22 protein-coding genes and 1 pseudogene are annotated in these 22,043 nt (G+C 70.9%); 16 read left to right on the forward strand and 7 right to left on the reverse strand.

The features are described 5' to 3' along the window. A complete protein-coding gene (locus tag ABZ915_RS39020) occupies positions 1–309 on the forward strand; it encodes a hypothetical protein (RefSeq protein WP_361813334.1) in 309 nt (102 codons plus the stop codon). Positions 310–314: 5 nt separating this feature from the next. On the opposite strand, the gene ABZ915_RS39025 is transcribed toward ABZ915_RS39020, so the two are convergent. Both ABZ915_RS39025 and ABZ915_RS39030 read right to left on the reverse strand, forming a co-directional pair. Further along, positions 315–1,853: an RICIN domain-containing protein gene (locus ABZ915_RS39025; protein WP_361813336.1), complete on the reverse strand. Its 1,539-nt coding sequence runs from the start codon at positions 1,851–1,853 to the stop codon at positions 315–317. A 240-nt stretch (positions 1,854–2,093) separates the two neighbouring features. After that, entirely contained in the window at positions 2,094–2,987 is an 894-nt protein-coding gene (locus tag ABZ915_RS39030) for an RNA polymerase sigma factor SigF (protein WP_361813338.1), read from the reverse strand. A 282-nt stretch (positions 2,988–3,269) separates the two neighbouring features. Between ABZ915_RS39030 and ABZ915_RS39035 the strand changes: the two genes are divergently transcribed. From ABZ915_RS39035 to ABZ915_RS39060, 6 genes are all read left to right on the forward strand, one after another. Beyond that, a complete protein-coding gene (locus tag ABZ915_RS39035; protein ID WP_361813340.1) occupies positions 3,270–3,647 on the forward strand; it encodes an STAS domain-containing protein in 378 nt (125 codons plus the stop codon). 393 nt (positions 3,648–4,040) lie between these two features. Then, positions 4,041–4,589 (forward strand): ATP-binding protein, encoded by a 549-nt coding sequence (locus ABZ915_RS39040; protein ID WP_361813342.1) that lies wholly within the window; start codon positions 4,041–4,043, stop codon positions 4,587–4,589. 215 nt (positions 4,590–4,804) lie between these two features. Further along, positions 4,805–5,512 carry an LPXTG cell wall anchor domain-containing protein gene (locus ABZ915_RS39045; protein WP_361813344.1) on the forward strand — a complete coding sequence of 236 codons (708 nt, stop codon included), beginning with the start codon at positions 4,805–4,807 and terminating at the stop codon, positions 5,510–5,512. Positions 5,513–5,541: 29 nt separating this feature from the next. After that, entirely contained in the window at positions 5,542–6,438 is an 897-nt protein-coding gene (locus ABZ915_RS39050; RefSeq protein WP_361813346.1) for a hypothetical protein, read from the forward strand. Further along, on the forward strand, positions 6,435–7,547 hold the full coding sequence (locus ABZ915_RS39055) for a hypothetical protein (protein WP_361813348.1): 1,113 nt from the start codon (positions 6,435–6,437) through the stop codon (positions 7,545–7,547). The genes ABZ915_RS39050 and ABZ915_RS39055 overlap by 4 nt, the downstream gene beginning before the upstream one ends. Before the next feature lie 71 nt (positions 7,548–7,618). Continuing rightward, entirely contained in the window at positions 7,619–8,857 is a 1,239-nt protein-coding gene (locus ABZ915_RS39060) for a hypothetical protein (RefSeq protein ID WP_361813380.1), read from the forward strand. A 94-nt stretch (positions 8,858–8,951) separates the two neighbouring features. On the opposite strand, the gene ABZ915_RS39065 is transcribed toward ABZ915_RS39060, so the two are convergent. Then, a complete protein-coding gene (locus ABZ915_RS39065; protein ID WP_361813350.1) occupies positions 8,952–10,448 on the reverse strand; it encodes an oligopeptide:H+ symporter in 1,497 nt (498 codons plus the stop codon). Between the two features lie 496 nt (positions 10,449–10,944). On the opposite strand from ABZ915_RS39065, the gene ABZ915_RS39070 reads away from it, so the two are divergent. Together ABZ915_RS39070 and ABZ915_RS39075 are read left to right on the forward strand one after the other, a co-directional pair. Continuing rightward, on the forward strand, positions 10,945–11,622 hold the full coding sequence (locus tag ABZ915_RS39070; protein WP_361443697.1) for a response regulator transcription factor: 678 nt from the start codon (positions 10,945–10,947) through the stop codon (positions 11,620–11,622). Positions 11,623–11,658: 36 nt separating this feature from the next. Next, entirely contained in the window at positions 11,659–12,930 is a 1,272-nt protein-coding gene (locus ABZ915_RS39075) for an ATP-binding protein (protein WP_361813352.1), read from the forward strand. 309 nt (positions 12,931–13,239) lie between these two features. On the opposite strand, the gene ABZ915_RS39080 is transcribed toward ABZ915_RS39075, so the two are convergent. Next, the gene (locus ABZ915_RS39080) at positions 13,240–13,743 is read right to left on the reverse strand and encodes a GtrA family protein (protein WP_361813354.1); all 504 of its coding nucleotides are present in this window, start codon (positions 13,741–13,743) and stop codon (positions 13,240–13,242) included. Positions 13,744–13,906: 163 nt separating this feature from the next. Between ABZ915_RS39080 and ABZ915_RS39085 the strand changes: the two genes are divergently transcribed. The 3 genes from ABZ915_RS39085 to ABZ915_RS39095 are packed head-to-tail and all read left to right on the forward strand — an operon-like array spanning position 13,907 to position 16,757. After that, positions 13,907–15,046 (forward strand): 5-(carboxyamino)imidazole ribonucleotide synthase, encoded by a 1,140-nt coding sequence (locus tag ABZ915_RS39085; RefSeq protein WP_361813356.1) that lies wholly within the window; start codon positions 13,907–13,909, stop codon positions 15,044–15,046. Beyond that, entirely contained in the window at positions 15,043–15,567 is a 525-nt protein-coding gene (gene purE / locus ABZ915_RS39090; RefSeq protein WP_361813358.1) for a 5-(carboxyamino)imidazole ribonucleotide mutase, read from the forward strand. The genes ABZ915_RS39085 and purE overlap by 4 nt, the downstream gene beginning before the upstream one ends. After that, a complete protein-coding gene (locus ABZ915_RS39095) occupies positions 15,564–16,757 on the forward strand; it encodes a dipeptidase (RefSeq protein WP_361813360.1) in 1,194 nt (397 codons plus the stop codon). The genes purE and ABZ915_RS39095 overlap by 4 nt, the downstream gene beginning before the upstream one ends. Before the next feature lie 8 nt (positions 16,758–16,765). Here the strand turns inward: ABZ915_RS39095 and ABZ915_RS39100 are convergent, their stop codons facing one another. Further along, the gene (locus ABZ915_RS39100) at positions 16,766–17,170 is read right to left on the reverse strand and encodes a VOC family protein (protein WP_361813362.1); all 405 of its coding nucleotides are present in this window, start codon (positions 17,168–17,170) and stop codon (positions 16,766–16,768) included. 14 nt (positions 17,171–17,184) lie between these two features. Further along, a complete protein-coding gene (locus ABZ915_RS39105) occupies positions 17,185–17,409 on the reverse strand; it encodes a VOC family protein (protein ID WP_361813364.1) in 225 nt (74 codons plus the stop codon). Between the two features lie 25 nt (positions 17,410–17,434). On the opposite strand from ABZ915_RS39105, the pseudogene ABZ915_RS39110 reads away from it, so the two are divergent. Beyond that, positions 17,435–17,647, forward strand: a pseudogene (locus tag ABZ915_RS39110) (CGNR zinc finger domain-containing protein); the annotation flags it as partial. 126 nt (positions 17,648–17,773) lie between these two features. On the opposite strand, the gene ABZ915_RS39115 reads toward ABZ915_RS39110, so the two are convergent. Continuing rightward, a complete protein-coding gene (locus ABZ915_RS39115; protein WP_361813366.1) occupies positions 17,774–19,117 on the reverse strand; it encodes a UDP-glucose/GDP-mannose dehydrogenase family protein in 1,344 nt (447 codons plus the stop codon). Positions 19,118–19,298: 181 nt separating this feature from the next. Between ABZ915_RS39115 and ABZ915_RS39120 the strand changes: the two genes are divergently transcribed. From ABZ915_RS39120 to ABZ915_RS39130, 3 genes are all read left to right on the forward strand, one after another. Continuing rightward, positions 19,299–20,456 (forward strand): acyl-CoA dehydrogenase, encoded by a 1,158-nt coding sequence (locus ABZ915_RS39120; RefSeq protein ID WP_361813368.1) that lies wholly within the window; start codon positions 19,299–19,301, stop codon positions 20,454–20,456. Between the two features lie 130 nt (positions 20,457–20,586). After that, positions 20,587–21,408, forward strand: a complete 822-nt coding sequence (locus tag ABZ915_RS39125; protein WP_361813382.1) for an SAM-dependent methyltransferase — start codon at positions 20,587–20,589, stop codon at positions 21,406–21,408. A gap of 86 nt (positions 21,409–21,494) precedes the next feature. Further along, complete coding sequence (locus ABZ915_RS39130; protein WP_361813370.1) at positions 21,495–21,866, forward strand: four-helix bundle copper-binding protein; 372 nt, start codon at positions 21,495–21,497, stop codon at positions 21,864–21,866. The last annotated feature ends 177 nt before the right edge of the window (positions 21,867–22,043 follow it).

The raw sequence follows: 22,043 nt of genomic DNA on the forward strand, positions 1-22,043 counted from the left end.
GTGCAGTTCGTCGACTCATGCCTGGCCGACCCCCAGGCACAGCAGATGTGGAGGGACCTGATGACGGCGATGCAGTACTTCTGGCGGCACCCGCTGGCCGAGCAGGTACGTCAAGAGGGCCGAGAGGAGGGCGTCGAGCAGGAGCGCGCGTCGATGGTTCTCCGGATTCTTCAGTGGCGGGGCATCGACGTGCCCGAGTCCATCCGGGAAAGGGTCACCTCCTGCACCGATCTGGACCGTCTCGAAGTGTTGGCCCAGCGGGCCGTCCACGCCTCGGCCGCGGCGGACCTGTTCGTCGACGGATCCTGACACGGTCACCTCGCACCCGCCCGCCACCGCTGACTCGAACCCCCCGTCAGCGGCTCCAGCGACAACTCCCCGCCGCTGCCCTCGGTGAGCGCCGTCTCGATCGCAATCGCCGGGCGGATCGCCCCGTCGGCGTCCACCGTGAAGCGCAGGTTGGCGCCGTGGTCGCCGTCGACCGAGTCGCAGTCCCAGACGCCGACGCCCCTGTCGACGGAGCCGCGGCTGTCGAGGCAGAAGTCGGGGTCCGCGGAGGACTGTACGACGCCGCGCGCGGTGTCGACCCGCCAACGCTGGCTGGGCGACGAGGTACAGGGGACGGTGACGACGTCCGTGCCGTTGTCGAAGTCGCCGGCGACCTCAAGGCAGCGGCCCGAGGCGGTGTTCACGATCTGGGCGTACGTGCCGTTCGGGGCGTGGGCCGTGGGGGTCGGGGTCGGGCTGGGGGAGCGTTTGGTCGGGCTCGGGGTGGGGCTCCTCGTGGGGGACGGTGGTCTCGACGTCGCGGACGGGGACGGTGGCAGGGATGGGGACGAGGGTGCCGAGACCGTCGCCGTCACCGTGACCTGCGGCGCGGGCGTGGGGGTGGTCACCGCGCCTGCCGGCTGGTCGTCGGGGGCGTCGTCCGAGGGCAGTAGCAGGAACAGCAAGGGGACCAGGGCGATGCCCACGGCCACGGAAGCCAGCAGGTAGCGGCGGGAGGAGGGGCGCCGGGTGACCGGGGCAGGGGCGCTACCGTCCCGCTCCCCGTCCCGGTGCGTGGTGTACGCCGTACCCGCCCACGGCAGCAGCCCCTCCGCCAAGGCCGCGCGCGGTGCGTCCCGCAGGGCGGTCAGGTCCTGGTGGGCGGCCGTGCAGTGCGGGCAATGGGCCATGTGGGTGTGCAGGTCGGCGCTGCGGCGGGGGGTGTCCGGCCGGGTGGACTCCTCGATCAGGCGGCGGAAGTCACCGCAGCGCGGGTCGTCGGAGGCGGCCAGACGGGAGCGGAGGCAGGCCTGGGCCATGGCGTGGAGCGCCTGCGGAGTGTCGTACGTCACGTCCTGCGGGGTGAGGCCGAGGAGCGCGGCCGTGCGGTCGAGGGGCTCGCGGTCCACGACGGCGTACCAGAGCAGGCCCTGGGTGCGGGCGGGCAGGGTGTGGAAGGCCGGGAGGAGGGGTGGCAGGGGTCCCTCGGGGGCGCCCATGGTGTTCAGGACCAGGAGCAGGGCGGGGTCCAGACCCGTGGAGCGGTCGTCCGGGGCCCAGGCGGCGGCCAGGCGGGCGGTCAGCAGCAGGAGGTGGTGGCGGAGGGGGACGAGGGGCTCGATCCCGCGTGCCGTCTCCCGGGCCACCGTCGTGAAGGTCTGCGCGGCCAGCTGCCCGGCGGCCGACTCGCTCGCGGCGCAGAGCCGGGCGTAGCCGAGGACCGACGGGCGGTGGCGGCGGCGCAGCTCGTGCAGCGCCGCGTAGGCGGTGACGGTGTCGGCGCGCAGCAGTTCGGTCAGCCGCGCGTCCGGCACCCTCGCGTATGGGTCCGCGTCGTCGGCGGCCCGGTCTGCGCCCTGACCCATCCTCGCGCCTCCTCGCACTCCGTGCGGCCGTCCGCGACTGCCCTGGTTGTCCTGACGTACTGGCCAGTTTGGAGTGACCAGAGTGACGGAGGGCGGCGCTTGGGAGAAGTAGGGAGGCCAGGAAGAGATCAGGAAGAGACAAGGAAGTGATGGAGAAGGAGGAGATGGAGAAGGAGGAGATGGAGGAGATGGAGAGAGCGGCGAGGTTTCTCCGGGGGCGGCGGAGAAACCTCGCGGACCTCACTCGTCCACGGTCAGCCCCTTGCGCAGCCGCACCAGCGTGCGCGACAGCAGCCGCGACACGTGCATCTGCGAGATGCCGAGTTCGTCGCCGATCTCCGACTGGGTCATGTTGGCCACGAACCGCAGGGAGAGGATCTTCCGGTCCCGGGCCGGGAGTTCGGCGATCAGCGGCTTCAACGACTCGACGTACTCGATGCCTTCGAGTTCGTGGTCCTCGTAGCCGATGCGGTCCGCGAGGGCGCCCTCGGAATCGTCCTCCTCGGGCTGTGCGTCCAGCGAGGAGGCGGTGTACGCGTTCGAGGCGGCCATGCCCTCGACGACCTCGTCGGTGGAGATGCCCAGCCGTTCGGCGAGTTCGACCGGCGTCGGGGCGCGGTCGAGCTTCTGCGCCAGCTCGTCGCCGGCCTTGGCCAGGTCGAGCCGGAGCTCCTGGAGCCGGCGCGGAACGCGCACGGACCACGAGGTGTCACGGAAGAAGCGCTTGATCTCGCCGATGATGGTTGGCATCGCGAACGTGGGGAACTCCACGCCGCGGGAGAGTTCGAAGCGGTCGATCGCCTTGATCAGGCCGATGGTGCCGACCTGGATGATGTCCTCCATCGGCTCGCTGCGGGAGCGGAAGCGCGAGGCGGCGAACTTGACCAGCGCGAGGTTGAGTTCGACGAGGGTGTTGCGGACGTACGAGTACTCGTACGTCCCTTCCTCCAGCGACTCCAGTCGCTCGAAGAGGGTCTTGGAGAGGGCACGTGCGTCGAGAGGGGCGATCTCGTCGTACGGCGGGATCTCCGGGAGTCCCGCGATGGGATCCAGGGGATCGATGGGATCCAGTTGTTCCGGTGGGGGTGTCGACGTCGCCATCCGGGTATGCGAGGCGTCGAGCCGGGGTGACATGGGTGTCCTCCATCGTTCTCGGCATAAGGCTGCCGAAGCCATGCGTGCACTGCGGTGTGCGGCGCCTCCAAAGCCGGCCGTGTTGATTACGTGTCTTACTAGCCCTACCCGTTCCGGTAGGGCTGCCGCAAGTGCGTTCTGGTGTGATATGTCCGTTTGTGTGGGGTTGTTCGGGTGTCGGAGTGCGTACGGAAGGCGTAGTGTTCGAGGGCATCAACCTGGCGTCCGCCAGACATCGGCAGGGCAATAGTCAGTAGTCACGACCTCGGGAGTAGAGACGGCATGGACCGCGGGACGGTCGGCAGCGCACAGTCGGGCCGGCTACTGGTAGAGGTGCGGGAAGAGGGTTCCAGCGCCGTAGTGACGCCGGCGGGTGAGCTCGATCACCACACCGCCGATCTGCTGCGGGAACCCCTCGACGACCTCCTCGACAAGGGATTCTCGCGACTCGTCGTGGACTGCTCACGGCTGGAGTTCTGCGATTCGACGGGTTTGAACGTGCTGCTCGGTGCGCGGCTGCGGGCGGAAGCCGCCGGTGGGGGCGTGCACCTGGCGGGCATGCTGCCGGTTGTTGCACGTGTGTTCGAAATTACGGGGGCGGAGGCGGTCTTCACCGTCCATGACTCCCTCGAGGGCGCCCTGGCGGACGAGTCCGGCTGAGTCGCCGCCGTCCGCACGGGTCACGCCGAACAGGGGGGTGTCGCCCCGGTTCGCCCGGGCAGGAGACATCCTGAACCTGTCGGCCCCGGGGTGCAGGAACACCGTGGAACCGGCGAACGGCCCGTGTGCGACGTACGTACCCAAGGGCACCGGCGGACACGGTGGACCGTCGGCCGGGCTGATGGGAGCGGACGTGAGCCGAGCGGGACTGACCGGAACCGACCGGAACCCGTTGGTGTCTTCCGATACTGATCGGTTCGGTCGGTATCGGTTGGCCTCGACTGGTGACCCATGGGTGATGGGTGACCTATTGGCAGGGATCGAAACCGGCAGCAAGATCGAGATTGAACGACTTCTGAATCGTGAACGGTGAATCGGTGAGGTGAAGCGCTGATGAGCACCACCCGGCCTTACTCGCCGGGCGACCGTGGCCCGGAGCCCAGCGGCGCTTCCGGGGCGTCCGAGGGGGGTGCGCCGGAGGCCGGCGCGTCCGCGGGGGGAGCGGCCATGCCGTCGGATGGGAGCCGCAGGCCCCGGCAGGAACGGCGGCTGCGCCTCGGCGGTGAGAGCGGTGTCGTCCCGCTCGCCCGCGACTTCACCCGCCAGGCGTTGTACGCGTGGGGCTGGCTGCCCGCCGCGTCCGCCGACCAGCGGGCCGCCGCCGAGGATGTGCTGCTGGTCGTCTCCGAGCTGGTCACGAACGCTTGCCTGCACGCGGAGGGCCCCGATGAGCTGGTCCTCGCCTGCGACAACAAGGTGATCCGGCTGGAGGTCACCGACCGCGGCAGCGGCCAGCCCGCGCCCCGCACCCCGCACCGCGCCGGGCGCCCCGGCGGCCACGGCATGTTCATCGTCCAGCGCCTCTGCCTGGACTGGGGGGTCGTCCGCACCCCGGGCGCGTCGGGCAAGACGGTCTGGGCGGAACTGGGCGCCCCGGCGTAGTCCTCGACGCGGGGCCGCCGCTGGCCGCCGTTCTCCGTCGGCGCGCTGCCCCCGCCCGACCATCGGTTACCCAGGGTCACCCCTCTCCACTCGACCCCCGCCGTGCGCACGCGGGATCGCCACAACTCCGGTGTGCGCCGTCTCTTCCTTCCTCACGACCCCGGGCGTACCTTGACGGCCCGATCTGATGTGCCGTCAGGAAACGAGGTGGGGCCGTGTACTCGAAACGAACCGCCGCACTCGCGTCGGCCGCGGCCCTGGCCGGCTCCGCCGTGCTGCTGGCCGCCCCCGTGGCCCACGCCGAGGTCGTGGACGTCAACTACCAGTGCAAGACGCCGATCGGCGACAAGAGCGCCGTCTCGCCCATCGACATCAAGGGCGTCAAGAGCGGCAGCGGCTACAAGATCACCATGAGCTGGCAGAAGGGCGTCTCCTCCAGCCCCGTCGAGCTCGGCAAAGGCGCGATGAACCCGAGCGCCACCGTCAAGCTGGGCGGCGCCGACAGTGGCACCGTCGCCGTGACGGGCCCGGCCAACCAGGCGGCGATCCCCGCCAACACGCCGATCAAAATCAATGACTTGAGCGGTACCTACACCCCGAAGAAGACCGGCAAGGTCACCTTCACGGCGGGCGTACTCACCATCAAGGCGCTCGGCACGACGACCACCTGTACGCCGACCAACAGCCCCAAGCCGTCCCTGACCCTGGATGTCACGGCCGCGAGCGGCGGCTCCTCCGGGTCCGGTTCGGGCTCCGGTTCCTCGTCGCAGGGCGGCAGCGGCACCGACTCCGGCGGCCAACTCCCCCGGACCGGGCCCGAGGACTCCGCGATTGCGCTGGGCACGCTCGGCGGCACCGTCCTCCTCACGGGCGCGGCGGGCGCGTTGTGGCTCACCCGCCGGAACCAGGCCGTACGCCGCTGAACACCGGGTACGAGCGCTTGGAGCCGCCCATGCCGTCCGCCACCCGTGTCCGCCGCCCGGCCTTGTCGGCGGTGTTCCTCCTGAGCCTGCTCGTCGTCGCCACTCCCGCCTCGGCCGCCGACGGCTGGAGTCTCGCACCCCTCGGAGGCGACCGGCCGTCCGTCTATGCCGAGGGCGCCCCCGGCGCGGTCCTGAGGGACACGGTGTCCGTGACCAACCGCGGCCGAAAGCCGCTCGCGGTACGGCTGACCGGCACCGGCGTCCAGGTCGCCTTCGCCCGGACCCGCGTCCGCGTACCCGCCCGCACCCGCGCCGATGTGCCCTTCACGGTGACCGTCCCGGCCGGCACCGCGCCCGGGGAGCGGGCAGGCACGATCGTCGCGCGGGACGGGGACGGACGTACGGCGGCCGTGGACGTGCGCCTGCGGGCCGTCGGACCGGCGCTGTCCGCGCTGACCGTCGAGCACGTCGCCGTCCATGCCGACCGCATCTCGTACGAGCTGGTCAACCGCGGTACGACGGCCCTCGTGCCGACGCTCGCGGTGCAGGCCGACGGCCTCCTCGGCCGCCGGGTCCTGGACCGCGCCCCGCGCTCCCTGCCCGTCCGGCTGTCCCCGGGCGAGCGGCTGCGGCTGGACGAGCCGTGGCCCGGGCGGCCCGCGCTGGACGCGGTCGACGTGCGGCTGACGGTGACGGCGCCGGGCGGGGCACACGCCACGGCGGGCACCTCGGCCAGGTTCGTGCCGTGGGGCGCGGCGACGGGGACGGCGGGAGCGGTGGCCGCAGGGGCGGTCGCCGTCGTCGTACGGCGGCGCGCGCGTCGTACACCAGGAGCACCAGAAGCCGACCCCCCGGCCGAACGCCCGGCCGAATCCCCGGCCCAATCCCCGGTCGGACAGGCCCGGTCGACGGGAGCGGTGCGGTGAGCGGCAAGGGGCGGATACCGGCACTGGTGGCGGTCCTCGCGCTGCTCCTGCTGCCCCTGGCGGGCAACGCGTCGGCGGCGTCCGGGCCGAGTGTCGCGCTGTCCAAGTCCCAGGCGGGCACCGGTGGTTCCATCACCGTCAGCGGCGGCGGCTGGCGCCCGCACGCGCTGCTGATGGTGCTGATCTGCGGGCAGGCCACCCCGTCCCGGGGCGTGATCGGCGGCACCAACTCCTGCGCCAACGCGGACGGACGGGCCGTCACCACGGACGCGAAGGGCGGCTTCAGCAGGAAGCTGCCGGTCGCCGAGCCGCCGGTGCCGTGCCCGTGCGTGGTGCACGTGGCCACCGTCACCGGGGCGAAGGCGGACGCCGACGCGACGCTCAAGGTCGCCGGGCACCCGGTCCGGCCGCTGCCCGCCGAGTCCTCGGGGGGCACCCTGTCCGTCCTCAGCGACACCCGGCTGGCGGGGTCCAGCGGGCTGCTGACCTGGTTCGGGGCGCCCCCCTCCCGCACCCTCGTCCTCACCGTCGGCAACGTCGGCACCTCCGACATCAAGGACCCCGTCTTCCAGGTCGGCGCCGCGCACGGCGTGTTCGCCCCCCAGTGGGACGAGCAGCAGTGGCGCGGCACCCTCGCACCCGGGAAGAGGGCGCAGATCAAGCTGCCGGTCGAGCTCGCCGCCGGGGCGCACGGCGACTACACCGTCTCCCTGAAGTACGGCGGCAAGGTGCTCGCCGAGCAGCCCTGGGGCGTGGGCCGCCCCTGGGGCGTGACGCTGTTCTGGCTGCTGCTCTGCGTGGTCGTCCCGGCCGCGCTGTTCCGCGCCGGAATGGCGGTGGTGGACCGGATCCGGCCGCGCCGGGCGGGCGGCGGACGCCGGCGCGGGCCCCGCCGGCTGCCGCCGGCCCTGCGACTGCCCAGGTCCCGGCCCGCTCCGGAGCCGCCCGCTCCCACCTCGACGCTGCCGTGGTTCACCCCGGACTCCCATCCGGGCGAGGCCGGCCGGCTCTCCGCACCGCACGACGACAGTCCGACGAGTCCTACGGCTCCGACGAGTCCCGTGACTCCCACGAGTCCTACGACTCCCACCTGGAAAGGACCCACGTGAGCAAGCGAAGGAGAGTGACGGCGACCGGCGGACCCGGCGTGCGGCGAGCGGGCGCGGCGGCTGCCGCGCTGGTGCTCTGTTCGGCGGGCGTGCTGCTCGGCGTGAGCGCCGGGTCCGCGGCGGCCGCCGAGGTCTCGTACGCCACCCACTGCGTACCGCCCGCCGGCATCGACCCCGTCGACGGCACCACGAAGGTCGAGATCACCGCGCCGGCCACGGCGAAGGTGGGCGACACGGTGGACGTGGTGTGGAAGTTCACCCAGGCCGCGTCGAAGAACCCGAACATCATCGACCTGCCCGCGAACTCGGTCCAGCCGTCCGGCACCCTCAAGGCGTCCGGGGCGCAGACCGCGGACATCGCGATGCAGGGGCCGCGCGAGAACCCGGCGATCCCCAAGGGCGGCGACATGGTGCTGTCCGACATGAAGGGCACGCTGAAGCTGACCGCGGCCGGTGAGGTGAAGCTGACGCCGGACGCGTACACGGTCAACGCCATGTCCACGGACACCAAGTGCACGCCGACCGTGACGGTGCAGCCGTCGGCGACGATCCAGGTGACGGCGGGCACCGGGACCGGCACCGGAACGCCGACGGGCACCGGCACGCCGACCGGCACGGCCACCCCCACCAAGTCCTCGACCCCCACCCCCACCACCAGCGCCAGTGACGGCACCGGCCAGACGGACTTCACCGGCAAGGAGGTGCAGATCCCCTACGCGTGCAAGACGCCCATCGGCGACAAGAACGCGACCTCCCCGGTGCAGATCAACGCCAAGAAGGACGGCGGGAACTTCGATCTCACCGTGCAGTTCAAGAAGTCGGTGATGGACAGCCCGGCCCCCATCCCCAAGGGCTCCGTGAAGCCCTCGATGGAGGTGGTGCTCGGCGGCGCGGACAAGGGCACGGTGCACGTCGAGGGCCCGACGAACTCCTCCGACATCAAGACCGGCGACCCGATGACGATCCCGGACCTCACCGGCACCTACAAGCCGGGCGCGAGCGGCAAGTCGACCCTGTCCCCGGGCGTGCTGACGATCAAGGCGCTCGGTACGACGACGACCTGCACGCCGACCAAGACCGAGGTCTCCCTCACCCTCGACACCAGCGAGCAGACCAACGGCGCGTCGGGCGGCTCCTCGACCTCCGGGGGCGGCAGCTCCACCTCCGGCGGCAGCAGTGGCAGCGGCGGCCTGGCCGAGACGGGCGCGAGCGACCACGGCGCCCTCAAGGCCCTCGGCCTGGTCGCGGGTACGGCGGTCCTGCTGGGCGCGGCGGTGTTCACGTTCATGCCGGGACGGCGGACCCGCTGACCCGTTGACCCGCTGACCCGTAGAAACGACGGGAGGGTCACCGTGTCCTGGCCGGGACACGGTGACCCTCCCGCGGAAGAGCCTCGGGCGTGCGTCAGTGCACGTCGCCCATGAGCTCCCTGACCTTCTTGCGGTACATCCACACCGCCGCACCGGCGAGCACGGCGAGGGCGGCCTCCAGGGTCACGATGCCCGTCTTGTTGAGGTCGACGCCGGCGATGGAGAGCAGACCGGTCGTGGCGTCACCGGCGGTGACGGCCAGGAACCAGACGCCCATCATCTGGGAGGCGTACTTCGCGGGCGCCATCTTCGTGGTGACCGACAGGCCGACCGGGGAGAGCAGCAGCTCGCCGACGGTCTGCACGAAGTAGATGCCGACCAGCCACATCGCGGCCGCCTTGTGACCGCCGTCGGCGATCCCCAGCGGGGCGAGGAACAGGAAGAAGGACGCGCCGATCAGGACCAGGCCCATCGTGAACTTCACCGCGGTGCTCGGCTCCTTGCCACGGCGGGCGAGCGCCAGCCAGGCCCAGGCGAAGACCGGCGCGAACGCCATGATCATGACGGGGTTGACCGACTGGTACCAGGAGACCGGGAACTCCCAGCCGAAGACCGTGTTCTTCGCCGAGGCCTCGGCGAACAGGGACACCGTCGAGCCACCCTGGTCGTAGATCATCCAGAACACGGCGGCGGCGACGAAGAACCAGATGTACGCGGTCATCTTCGACTGATCGGCGCGGTCGAGCTCCTTGTCCCGCTTGATGCGGGCGATGACCAGCACGGGGATGACCAGACCGGCGATCGTGATCGGGACCAGCAGCCAGTTCAGGGTGTAGACGCCGGAGAAGCCGACGATCGCGTAGAAGACGACCGCGATGCCCGCCCACAGGGCGGCCTTGGTCAGGGTGGCCTTCTTCTCCTCGGCCGACAGCGGGGTCGGCACGATGTCCGAGCGCGAGCTCAGGTGGCGGGTGCCCAGCAGGAACTGGCCGAGGCCGAGCGCCATGCCGAGCGCGGCCAGCGCGAAGCCCAGGTGCCAGTTGTAGCTCTCACCGACGGTGCCGATGACCAGCGGTGCGGCGAACGCGCCCACGTTGATGCCGATGTAGAAGAGCGTGAAGCCACCGTCGCGGCGCGGGTCGTCCGGACCGTCGTACAGGTGCCCGACCATCGTGGAGATGTTGGCCTTCAGCAGACCGGAGCCGATCGCGACCAGGCCCAGACCGGCGAAGAACGTGCCCGCGCTCGGCAGGGCCAGCGTGAGGTGGCCCAGCATGATGACCGCGCCGGCCACGGCGACCGTCTTGCGGGGGCCGAGGACACGGTCGGCGAACCAGCCGCCCGGCAGGGCGAGCAGGTACACCAGGGACACGTACACCGAGTAGATCGCGGTCGCGGTGGCCGCGCTCAGGTGCAGGCCGCCCGGTGCCACGAGGTACAGCGGGAGAAGAGCCCTCATGCCGTAGTAGGAGAAACGCTCCCACATCTCGGTCATGAAGAGGGTGGCCAGGCCGCGGGGGTGGCCGAAGAAGGTCTTCTCGGAACCGGGGGTGCCCGGTCGGACCGAGTCCTTCGTCAGGCTGGACGCCATGGTCGTTCCTTGCTGGTCGGGACGCGCTGGCTGGAGCGTCGCGCGCCCGGTGGGGGGAGTCGGCCGGCACCGGCGGGATCGGTCGTCCGCCCCCACGCCCGAGGGGAGTCCGCCCCGGATCGCGGAGCGGTGGACGGCGACCACCGGGATCCACGCCCCCGACGCGACGATGCGTCCGGAGCCCGGCCAGAGGTCATTCCTTTCAAGGCCGGCGGAGGGGCCGGCCCGCACGCAAAAGAGACCTTCAGCGTCAAGTGCCCGCGAAGGTCCCCTGTGTGCTACAGGCGTTCCAGGTCACTGTACGTCACGACAGTGCCTGATATGGAAGGACTTGAGACACGGATCACAGGTGTCGGAGGAACCAGGGCAACGATTTCGAAGGTCTCTCCTACGATCGCACCTTTCGGCCATAGGTTCGTACCACTGTGCCCGAAGGTAAGAATCCCTGCCCGCGATCACACCCCAGCACAACGCGCAACCGGACTACCATCAGCTCATGACCCGTGTACTGCTCGCCGAGGACGACGCGTCCATTTCGGAACCGCTGGCCCGCGCCCTGCGCCGGGAAGGTTACGAGGTCGAGGTGCGCGAGGACGGACCCACCGCGCTCGACGCCGGATTGCAGGGCGGCATCGACCTGCTCGTGCTCGACCTGGGCCTGCCCGGCATGGACGGCCTGGAGGTCGCCCGCCGGCTGCGTGCCGAGGGGCACACCGTGCCGGTCCTCATCCTGACCGCGCGTGCCGACGAGGTGGACACCGTCGTCGGCCTGGACGCGGGCGCCGACGACTACGTCACCAAGCCCTTCCGGCTCGCCGAACTGCTCGCCCGGGTCCGGGCCCTGCTCCGGCGCGGCGCCGCCGAACCGCAGCAGCCGCCCGCGACGCACGGGGTGCGCATCGACGTCGAGTCGCACCGGGCGTGGATGGGCGACGAGGAGCTCCAGCTCACCGCGAAGGAGTTCGACCTGCTGCGGGTGCTCGTGCGGGACGCGGGCCGGGTCGTCACCCGGGACCAGCTGATGCGCGAGGTGTGGGACACGACGTGGTGGTCGTCGACCAAGACGCTGGACATGCACATCTCGTGGCTGCGGAAGAAACTCGGCGACGACGCCGCGAATCCCCGGTACATCGCCACGGTGCGGGGGGTCGGCTTCCGGTTCGAGAAAAGCTGAGCGGGGCTGTTCTAGAGCCACCGCCCGGAGGGCCCTGTGCGTCGTCGTCTCATTCAGTCCACCCTTGCCGTCGTCCTGGTCGTGATCGCCGTCTTCGGTGTGTCGCTCGTCATCGTCGAGACCCGGACGATCAGTAACAGCGCCCAGGAACGCGTGGACTCGGAGGCGGTCCGGCTGGCCAGCATCGTGGACAGCCGGATCCTCGGCGCGCAGGACGTCACCGCCGAGCTCCTGCGCAAGCAGGTCACCAAGGACCAGTACGCGGTCATCCGGATGCCCGGCCACCCGCCGATCGAGGTCGGTACCAGGCCGCAGGGCGACGTGATCCACTCGACCGAGAACGGCGAGGAGGGGGAGACGGTCACCGTCCAGGAGCCCCGCTCGACGGTGACCCGGGAGGTCGGCCGCACGCTGCTGATCATCGGGCTGGTGGCGCTGCTCGCGGTGGTCGCCGCCGTGCTGCTCGCCGTGCGCCAGGCCAATCGGCTCGCGTCCCCGCTGACCGACCTGGCGGAGACCGCCGAACGCCTCGGCTCCGGCGACCCGCGCCCCCGGCACAAGCGGTACGGGGTTCCCGAGCTGGACCGGGTCGCCGATGTGCTGGACTCCTCCGCCGAGCGCATCGCCCGGATGCTCACCGCCGAACGCCGGCTCGCCGCCGACGCCTCCCACCAGCTGCGGACGCCGCTGACCGCGCTGTCGATGCGGCTGGAGGAGATCACCCTCACCGACGACCCGGACCAGGTGAAGGAAGAGGCGAACGTCGCGCTGACGCAGGTGGAACGCCTCACGGACGTGGTGCAGCGGCTGCTGACGAACTCCCGGGACCCGCGCACCGGCTCCGCCGTCACGTTCGACCTCGACGAGGTCATCCAGCAGCAGCTCGCCGAGTGGCGCCCCGCCTACCGCAGCGTGGGCCGGGCGATCGTCAGCTCGGGCAAGCGGCACCTCCAGGCGGTCGGTACCCCGGGGGCGGTGGCCCAGATGCTGGCGGCGCTGATCGAGAACTCCCTGATGCACGGCGGCGGCACGGTCGCCCTGCGCACCCGCGTCACCGGCAACCAGGCCGTCGTGGAGGTCACCGACGAGGGCCCCGGCGTCCCGGCCGACCTGGGCGCCCGCATCTTCGAGCGCACGATCAGCGGACGGAACTCGACCGGAATCGGCCTCGCCGTGGCCCGCGACCTCGCGGAGGCCGACGGCGGTCGCCTGGAGCTGCTCCAGGCCCAGCCCCCGGTCTTCGGCCTGTTCCTGTCCCGGACCCCGCCGTCCCGGAAGCCGGCGGAGGACAGCCCGACGGTCCGGTAGGGCGGGGCTGGGCCCCGGGCCCGGATCCGGGTCCGTGGCTTATGGAATCCGCACGGTCAGGACGGAACTCGACGGGAATCGGCCCGGCCGCGCCCCGCGACCTGGCGGAGGCGAACGGTCGGCCGCCCTGGGGCTTTCGCCCGCGCCGCCCCTACCCTTCCCGTCCTCCAGGGGCTGCGCCCCTTCGACCCCGCCAGGGGCTGCTCCCCTGGACCCCGGCGGGGCCGTGGAGCTGTGGCCGTCTGGAGCTGCTGGAGACCCAGCCGTCGGTGGAGGGCAGCCCGACAGTCTGCCAGGGGAAGCGAAGAGCTACGGGACCCGCTGGGTGGGGCGGGGCTTCTTCGATTCCGCGACGACGATCGATTCCGCGCCGGCCACGGCCTCGCGGGCCGGGAGGGCCTTGAAGACCCAGCTGCGGTAGGACCAGAAGCGGAAGAGGGTCGCGACCCCGATGCCGACGAACTTGAAGACATTGCTCTGGAGCGGGCTGTCCCAGCCGAAGCCGTACGTGGCCAGGTACAGAACGCCGTTCTCGATCACCAGACCCACCGCGCTGAACAGCAGGAACAGGGTCAGTTCCCTGGTCCGGCCGCTCTTGTCGCGGTCGCGGTAGGCGAAGTAGCGGAAGCCGACGTAGTTGAAGGCGATCGCCACGACCGTGGCGATGACGCTCGCCCGGACGACCTGGAGGCCGGTGAGGTGCCGTACCAGGTTGAACACGCCGAGATTGACAAGGATGCCGACGCCGCCGACGGCGCCGAATTTGGCGACCTCGCGTACGAGCCGGTGCAGCCCCGAGGAACCACGTTCCATGGTCGTGCAGGCTCCTGTCCGTAGGTTTGGACCAACCCCGCCATGCTATCCGGCCCCCCGCGAGGTTTCCTGCGGACGGGCTCCGAGGTCGGAAAGAACCCGGAAAGTACCGGGTAAGAGAGGCAGAATCCGGCCGCCCCGGCGCGGCCGATACCCTAGGGGCGTGACGTTCCCGGTAGTCGGCATGGTCGGCGGGGGCCAGCTCGCGCGTATGACACACGAAGCGGGCATCCCGTTGGGCATCAGGTTCAAGCTCCTCAGTGACACCCCTCAGGATTCCGCGGCACAGGTCGTGAACGATGTCGTCGTCGGCGACTATCGCGACCTGGCGACGCTGCGCGCCTTCGCACGGGGCTGCGACGTGATCACCTTCGATCACGAACACGTACCCACCGAGCACCTCAGGGCCCTCGAAGCGGACGGCATCCCCGTGCGCCCGGGTCCCGACGCGCTCGTGCACGCCCAGGACAAGGGCGTGATGCGCGCGAAGCTCACCGAGATCGGTGTCCCGTGCCCACGGCACCGCATCGTGACCGACCCGCACGACGTGGTCGCCTTCGCCGCCGAGGGCGACGGCTTCCCGGTGGTCCTCAAGACCGTCCGCGGCGGCTACGACGGCAAGGGCGTGTGGGTGGTCGAATCCGCCGAGGAGGCCGCCGAGCCCTTCCGCGCCGGCGTCCCGGTCCTCGCCGAGGAGAAGGTCGACTACGTCCGCGAGCTGGCCGCCAACGTCGTACGCTCCCCGCACGGCCAGGCCGTGGCCTACCCGGTGGTGGAGTCGCGGCAGGTGAACGGGGTCTGCGACACCGTGATCGCGCCCGCCCCCGACCTCGACGAGGACCTCGCGCTGGACGCCGAGCGGATGGCCCTGACCATCGCCAAGGAGCTCGGCGTCGTCGGTCACCTCGCCGTCGAGCTGTTCCAGACCCGTGACGGCCGCATCCTCGTCAACGAGCTGGCGATGCGCCCGCACAACTCGGGCCACTGGACCCAGGACGGCGCGATCACCAGCCAGTTCGCCAACCACGTACGGGCCGTACTGGACCTCCCCCTCGGCGACCCGCGCCCGCGCGCGAAGTGGACCGTGATGGTCAACGTCCTCGGCGGGGACTACCCGGACATGTACTCCGCGTACCTGCACTGCATGGCCCGCGACCCCAAGCTGAAGATCCACATGTACGGCAAGGACGTGAAGCCCGGCCGCAAGGTGGGCCACGTCAACACCTACGGCGACGATCTGGACGACGTCCTGGCGCGCGCACGTCACGCTGCCGGTTACCTGAGAGGCACGATCACCGAATGAGCCCTGTTGTTGGCATCGTCATGGGGTCGGACTCCGACTGGCCCGTCATGGAGGCCGCCGCCAAGGCCCTGGACGAGTTCGAGATCGCGTACGAGGTCGACGTCGTCTCGGCGCACCGCATGCCCCGCGAGATGATCACGTACGGCGAGCAGGCCGCCGACCGCGGGCTGAAGGTGATCATCGCGGGCGCGGGCGGCGCCGCCCACCTGCCCGGCATGCTGGCCTCGGTCACCCCGCTGCCGGTCATCGGCGTGCCCGTGCCGCTGAAGTACCTCGACGGCATGGACTCCCTGCTGTCCATCGTGCAGATGCCGGCCGGTGTCCCGGTCGCCACCGTCTCCGTCGCCGGGGCCCGCAACGCCGGTCTGCTCGCCGCCCGCATCCTCGCCTCGCACGACGAGGAACTGCTGGCGCGGATGCGCGACTTCCAGCAGGACCTGAACGACCAGGCCACCGAGAAGGGCAAGCGCCTGCGCTCGAAGGTCGAGGGCGCCGCCGACGGCTTCGGTTTCGGGAAGTGACCGCGGTGAGTTCTGTGTCCGTGGCGGCGGCCCGGGAGCTGCTGAGGGAGTTCCCGGTCGTCGACGGGCACAACGACCTGCCCTGGGCGCTGCGCGAGCAGGTCCGCTACGACCTCGGCGCCCGTGACATCGGCCGGCACCAGAACGCCCATCTGCACACCGACATCCCGCGGCTGCGCGAGGGCGGCGTCGGCGCGCAGTACTGGTCGGTGTTCGTCCGCTCCGACCTGCCCGACCCGGTCCCGGCGACGCTGGAACAGATCGACTGCGTACGGCAGCTGCTGGCCCGCTACCCGGCCGACCTGGCCCCCGCGCTGACCGCCGCCGACATGGAGACGGCGCGCCGGGACGGCCGTATCGCCTCCCTCATGGGTGCGGAGGGCGGCCACTCGATCGGTGACTCCCTCGGCACCCTGCGCGGTCTGTACGCGCTCGGCGTCCGGTACATGACCCTCACCCACAACCACAACGTGGCGTGGGCCGACTCCGCGACGGACGAGCCGAACGTCGGCGGCCTGTCGGCCTTCGGCCGCGAGGTCGTGCGGGAGATGAACCGGCTCGGCATGCTGGTCGACCTCTCCCACGTGGCGCCGACGACGATGCGCGACGCGCTGGACACCTCGTCCGCGCCGGTGATCTTCTCGCACTCCTCCTCGCGGGCCGTGTGCGAGCACCCGCGCAACATCCCGGACGACGTCCTCGAGCGGCTGCCCGCGAACGGCGGTCTGGCGATGGCGACGTTCGTGCCCAAGTTCGTGCTCCAGGCGGCCGTGGACTGGACGGCCGCGGCCGACGACAACATGCGCGCCCACGGCTTCCACCACCTCGACACCACCGCCGAGGCGATGAAGGTGCACCGCGCCTTCGAGGAGCGCACCCCGCGTCCGATCGCCACGGCGGCCACGGTGGCCGACCACCTCGACCACATGCGCGAGGTCGCCGGCATCGACCACCTCGGCATCGGCGGCGACTACGACGGCACCGCCTTCACCCCGGACGGCCTGAACGACGTCTCCGGCTACCCGAACCTCATCGCCGAGCTCCTGGACCGCGGCTGGTCGACGTCCGACCTGGCCAAGCTGACCTGGAAGAACGCGGTACGGGTACTGGGCGCCGCGGAAGACGTGGCCCGCCACCTCCAGGAGACCCGGGAACCGTCCAACGCGACCATCGAGGAGCTCGACGGCTAGGGGGCCCCTCAGGCGTGCTCGATCCGGCACAGGCAGAACGGGTGCCCGGCCGGGTCGGCGTACACCTGGAAGTCCTTCTTCTCGCGGTCCTCCAGGTCCAGTGGACGCGCGCCCAGCGCCAGCACCTTCTCGTGGGCCGCGTCGATCTCCTCCCATGTGGAACCGGCGTCGAGGTCGATGTGGAACTGCTGCGCGTTCCGGTCGCCCCGCGGCCACTCCGGCGGCGTGTAGTCGTCCGCCCGCTGGAAGGCGAGCCGGGGCCCGCCCGGGACGTCCAGGACGAGCCAGTCGGCCTCGTCGTCTCCCTCGTCGGTGTGCACGGTGCCGCCCACGAGCTGCGAGTAGAAGGCGGCGAGCGCCTGGGGGTCGGGACAGTCGATCACGACGGAACGGAAACGTGCGACGCCAGGCATGAGCCCTCCCTGTGTCAGCGGGCGCAGAGGCAGAACGGGTGCCCGGCCGGGTCCGCGTAAACCCGGAAGGTGCGCGAGCGGTCGTCCGTGTCCAGCGGCCGGGCACCGAGCGCCAGGACGCCTCCCTCCGCCGCGTCCAGGTCCTCGACGGTGCCGCCGAGTACCTCCGCGTAGAAACCGGCGAGCGCACGGGGGGCGGGGCAGTCCAGGACGGCGGTTCCCGGCTCGGCGAGAGCCATGACTTCCTCCTCGGCATACATCGGGTCGGGCGCCGACGCGGCCCCGCTCCTCTCCCGTGTCGCGGCCGCCGTCGCCGAGGCGCTGGTGGCCGGCGCCTGGACCCGGCTCAAGGCCTGCGAGGCAGGCACCTGCCACTGGGCGTACTACGGCAGCCCGGCCGGACGGGGCCGCTGGTGCTCGATGCGGCTGTGCGGGGCGGGCGCGAAGATGCGCCGTCACCGGGCCAAGGAGGCGTAAATCCCGGTGACCCACAGGTGGTTCCGAGGCCGCACGGCGGCCCGGTGGTGCAGAATGCGTGAAGACGCCGGTTCGGCCGACTGAGCCTCGGCCGAACCGGCGTCACCTGTCCGCGTCCGTCTTCGTTCAGGCGGTCGGACGTCCCATCGCGCGGTAGGTCCAGCCGGCCCGCCGCCACAGCTGCGGGTCGAGGGTGTTGCGGCCGTCGAGGATCACCCGGCCCGTGGTGACCTCGCCCAGCGCGGCCGGGTCCAGCTCCCGGAACTCCCGCCACTCGGTGAGGTGCAGGACGACATCGGCACCCCGGACCGCCTCCAGCGCGGAGTCGGCGTAGCCGAGCGTCGGGAAGACCCGGCGGGCGTTCTCCATGCCCTTCGGGTCGTACACGGTGACCTGGCCGCCCTGGAGATGGATCTGGCCCGCCACGTTCAGCGCGGGGGAGTCCCGGACGTCGTCCGAGTCGGGCTTGAAGGTGGCGCCGAGCACCGCGACCCGCCGGCCCAGGAAGGAGCCCCCGCCGAGGATCTCCCGGGTCAGCTCGACCATCTGGCCGCGACGGCGCATGTTGATGGAGTCGATCTCGCGCAGGAAGGTCAGCGCCTGGTCGACGCCCAGCTCACCGGCGCGCGCCATGAAGGCCCGGATGTCCTTCGGGAGGCAGCCCCCGCCGAAGCCGATGCCGGCGCGCAGGAACTTCTTCCCGATCCGGTCGTCGTACCCGATGGCCTCCGCCAGCCTGGTGACGTCACCGCCCGCGGCCTCGCACACCTCCGCCATGGCGTTGATGAAGGAGATCTTGGTCGCCAGGAAGGAGTTCGCGGCGGTCTTCACCAGCTCCGCCGTCGGGAAGTCGGTGACCACGAACGGCGTGCCCTCGGCGACCGGGGTGGAGTACACCTCGCGCAGCAGCTTCTCCGCCCGCTCGCTGCGCACACCGACGACGATCCGGTCGGGGTGCAGCGTGTCCTCGACGGCGAAGCCCTCCCTCAGGAACTCCGGGTTCCAGGCCAGCTCGGCGTCCGCGCCGGCCGGCGCGTGTTCGGCCAGGTAGGCGGCGAGGCGGTCGGCGGAGCCGACGGGCACGGTGGACTTGCCGACGACGAGCGCGGGACCGGTCAGGTGCGGGGCGAGGGAGGCGAGGGCCGCGTTCACGTACGACATGTCGGCCGCGTACTCCCCGTGCCGCTGCGGGGTGTTCACGCACAGGAAGTGGACGTCGCCGAACGCGCCGACCTCCGCCCAGTCCTGGGTGAACCGCAGCCGGCCCGAGGAACCCTCGATTCCCGCGACATGCTTCCTCAGCAACTCCTCGAGCCCCGGCTCGTACATCGGGGTCTCGCCGCGCTCCAGCTTGGCGATCTTCTCCGGTACGACGTCCAGGCCCAGCACCTCGAAACCGAGCTCAGCCATGGCCGCGGCGTGCGTGGCGCCGAGATAGCCGGTGCCGATCACGGTGATCTTGAGGCTCATGGGTGCTCCAGGGGGTACGCGTCAGGTGCGGGCCCGAGCATAGCCAAGGCTTGCCACGGGGCTTCGGCGGGCGCTTGAGTGGGCAACTTCCCGCTGTCGCCAAGCTCACGTATGCGGGCCGCTGGTGGACCCCTAAACTTTGTGTTACTTAACGGTAATTAGCGTTGGAGCGTGAGAGACCTTGGCCGGATCGGCTGACTTCGACCTGTACCGCCCGTCCGAGGAGCACGACATGCTCCGTGACGCCGTCCGCTCGCTGGTCGAGGCGAAGATCGCGCCGTACGCCGCGGCGGTGGACGAGGACGCCCGCTTCCCGCAGGAGGCGCTCGACGCCCTCGTGGCCAGTGACCTGCACGCCGTGCACGTCCCCGAGGAGTACGGCGGCTCGGGCGCCGACGCGCTCGCCACGGTGATCGTGATCGAGGAGGTGGCGCGGGCCTGCGTGTCCTCCTCCCTGATCCCTGCCGTGAACAAGCTGGGCTCCCTGCCCGTGATCCTCTCCGGCTCCGAGGACCTGAAGAAGAAGTACCTCTCGCCCCTGGCCAAGGGCGACGGGATGTTCTCGTACTGCCTCTCCGAGCCGGAGGCCGGCTCCGACGCGGCCGGCATGAAGACCAAGGCGGTCCGCGACGGCGACCACTGGATCCTCAACGGCGTGAAGCGCTGGATCACCAACGCGGGTGTGTCGGAGTACTACACGGTGATGGCCGTGACCGACCCCTCGCAGCGCTCGAAGGGCATCTCGGCCTTCGTCGTGGAGAAGTCCGACGAGGGCGTCTCCTTCGGCGCGCCGGAGAAGAAGCTCGGCATCAAGGGCTCCCCGACCCGCGAGGTCTACTTCGACAACGTCCGCATCCCCGCCGACCGCATGATCGGCGAGGAGGGCACGGGCTTCGCGACCGCCATGAAGACCCTGGACCACACCCGCATCACCATCGCCGCCCAGGCCCTCGGTGTCGCCCAGGGTGCCCTCGACTACGCCAAGGGCTACGTCCAGGAGCGCAAGCAGTTCGGCAAGCCGATCGCCGAGTTCCAGGGCATCCAGTTCATGCTCGCCGACATGGCCATGAAGATCGCCGCCGCCCGCGCCCTCACCTACCAGGCCGCGGCCGCCTCCGAGCGCGGCGACAGCGACCTCACCTTCCAGGGCGCGGCGGCGAAGTGCTTCGCCTCCGACGTCGCGATGGAGGTCACCACGGACGCGGTCCAGCTGCTGGGCGGTTACGGCTACACCCGTGACTACCCGGTGGAGCGGATGATGCGCGACGCGAAGATCACGCAGATATACGAGGGCACGAACCAGGTCCAGCGGATCGTGATGGCCCGCAACCTGCCCTAGTGGTCGCGTAGTTGCCGAGTGTGAGGTTTCGAAAGAAGGCGTCCCGAGGGGCGCCTTCTGTCTATTTTGGTGCGCATCGTGTCGGTGATCGCCCGAAGGAGACCAAGCTGTCATGTCAGAAATATCCGGCATGCCCGAAATCCAAGCCGCCGGTGACGAAGGCGTCGCGCGCATGACCCGGCTGCGGACCGACGTGTCCCACTCGGCCCGCATCTGGAACTACTGGCTGGGCGGCAAGGACCACTACCCGGTGGACGAGGAGGTCGGGGAGCAGATCCTCGGCTTCGTGCCGGCCCTGCCCCGTTCGGCCGTGGCCGACCGGGCCTTCCTCGCGCGGGCGGTGCGGCACCTGGCCGGTCAGGCGGGGATACGGCAGTTCCTGGACATCGGCACGGGCCTGCCGACCGCCGACAACACCCACGAGGTCGCCCAGCGGGTCGACCCGGCGGCCCGGATCGTGTACGTCGACAACGACCCCCTCGTCCTGACCCACGCCCACGCGCTGCTGACCAGCACGCCCGAGGGGGCCACCGACTACATCGAGGCGGACGTGCACGACCCGGAGAAGATCCTGCGGGGGGCGGCCCGGACGCTGGACTTCGACCGGCCGGTCGCGATCACCATGCTGGGCATCCTGAACTTCGTCATGGACACGGACGAGGCGGTCTCCATCGTCCACCGGCTCCTGGACGCCGTACCCTCCGGCAGCCACCTGGTGATCTCCCACCCCACCACCGAGGTGGACGGCGAGGCGATGACCCAGGCGGTGGAGTACTGGAACAGCCAGGGCTCGGCCTCCATGACCCTGCGCGGCCGCGCCGACCTGGTCCGCCTCTTCGACCGGGTGGAGGTCCTCGAACCGGGCATCGTCTCCTGCTCCCGCTGGCGCCCCGAGGAGGGCCCGGAGCCCGTCGCGGTCACCCACTTCGGCGGCGTCGGCAGAAAGCCGTAGCAGGAATGGCAGTACCCGCGGGTCGGGCGTAGGACGGAAGCACACGGAGCCCACTCCCTGGGCACCCCTGCCTCCGAGGAGGAGCCATGACCGCACCCGGAACCCAGCCCGCCATGGGAGCGATGAGCAAGGAGATGCAGGACTGCGTCGACGCCTGCATGACGGCGCACACCATGTGCGAGCAGACCATGAGCTCCTGCATGCACATGGGCGGCCAGGCCCAGATGCAGATCATGCGCGCGCTCATGGACTGCTCGGAGATGACCCGCATGTGCGCCGACATGATGATGCGGCGTTCGCCCATGTCCCCGGAGATGTGCGCCATGTGCGCCAAGGCCTGCGACATGTGCGCCGAGGCGTGTATGTCCATGCCGGACGACCAGCAGATGATGCGCTGCGCGGAGGCGTGTCGCCGCTGCGCGGAGATGTGCCGGGCGATGGCGGGCGTCAGGATGTGAACCGGCCCTGAGCCGACGAACGAGGGCACCCGCACGCGGTGGGTGCCCTCGGCCGTGCGCGGTGCTAGTGCCGCGACAGGCAACGTTCGCCCCGTCGCGACGCCCGGCACGCTCCCCCACTGCCTCAAGGGCGTGGGAGGTGCCCCCACTCGCCGCACCGGGCACAAGCCCAAGTAC

The sequence above is a fragment of the Streptomyces sp. NPDC046915 genome (assembly GCF_040644935.1).
Taxonomy (GTDB): domain Bacteria; phylum Actinomycetota; class Actinomycetes; order Streptomycetales; family Streptomycetaceae; genus Streptomyces.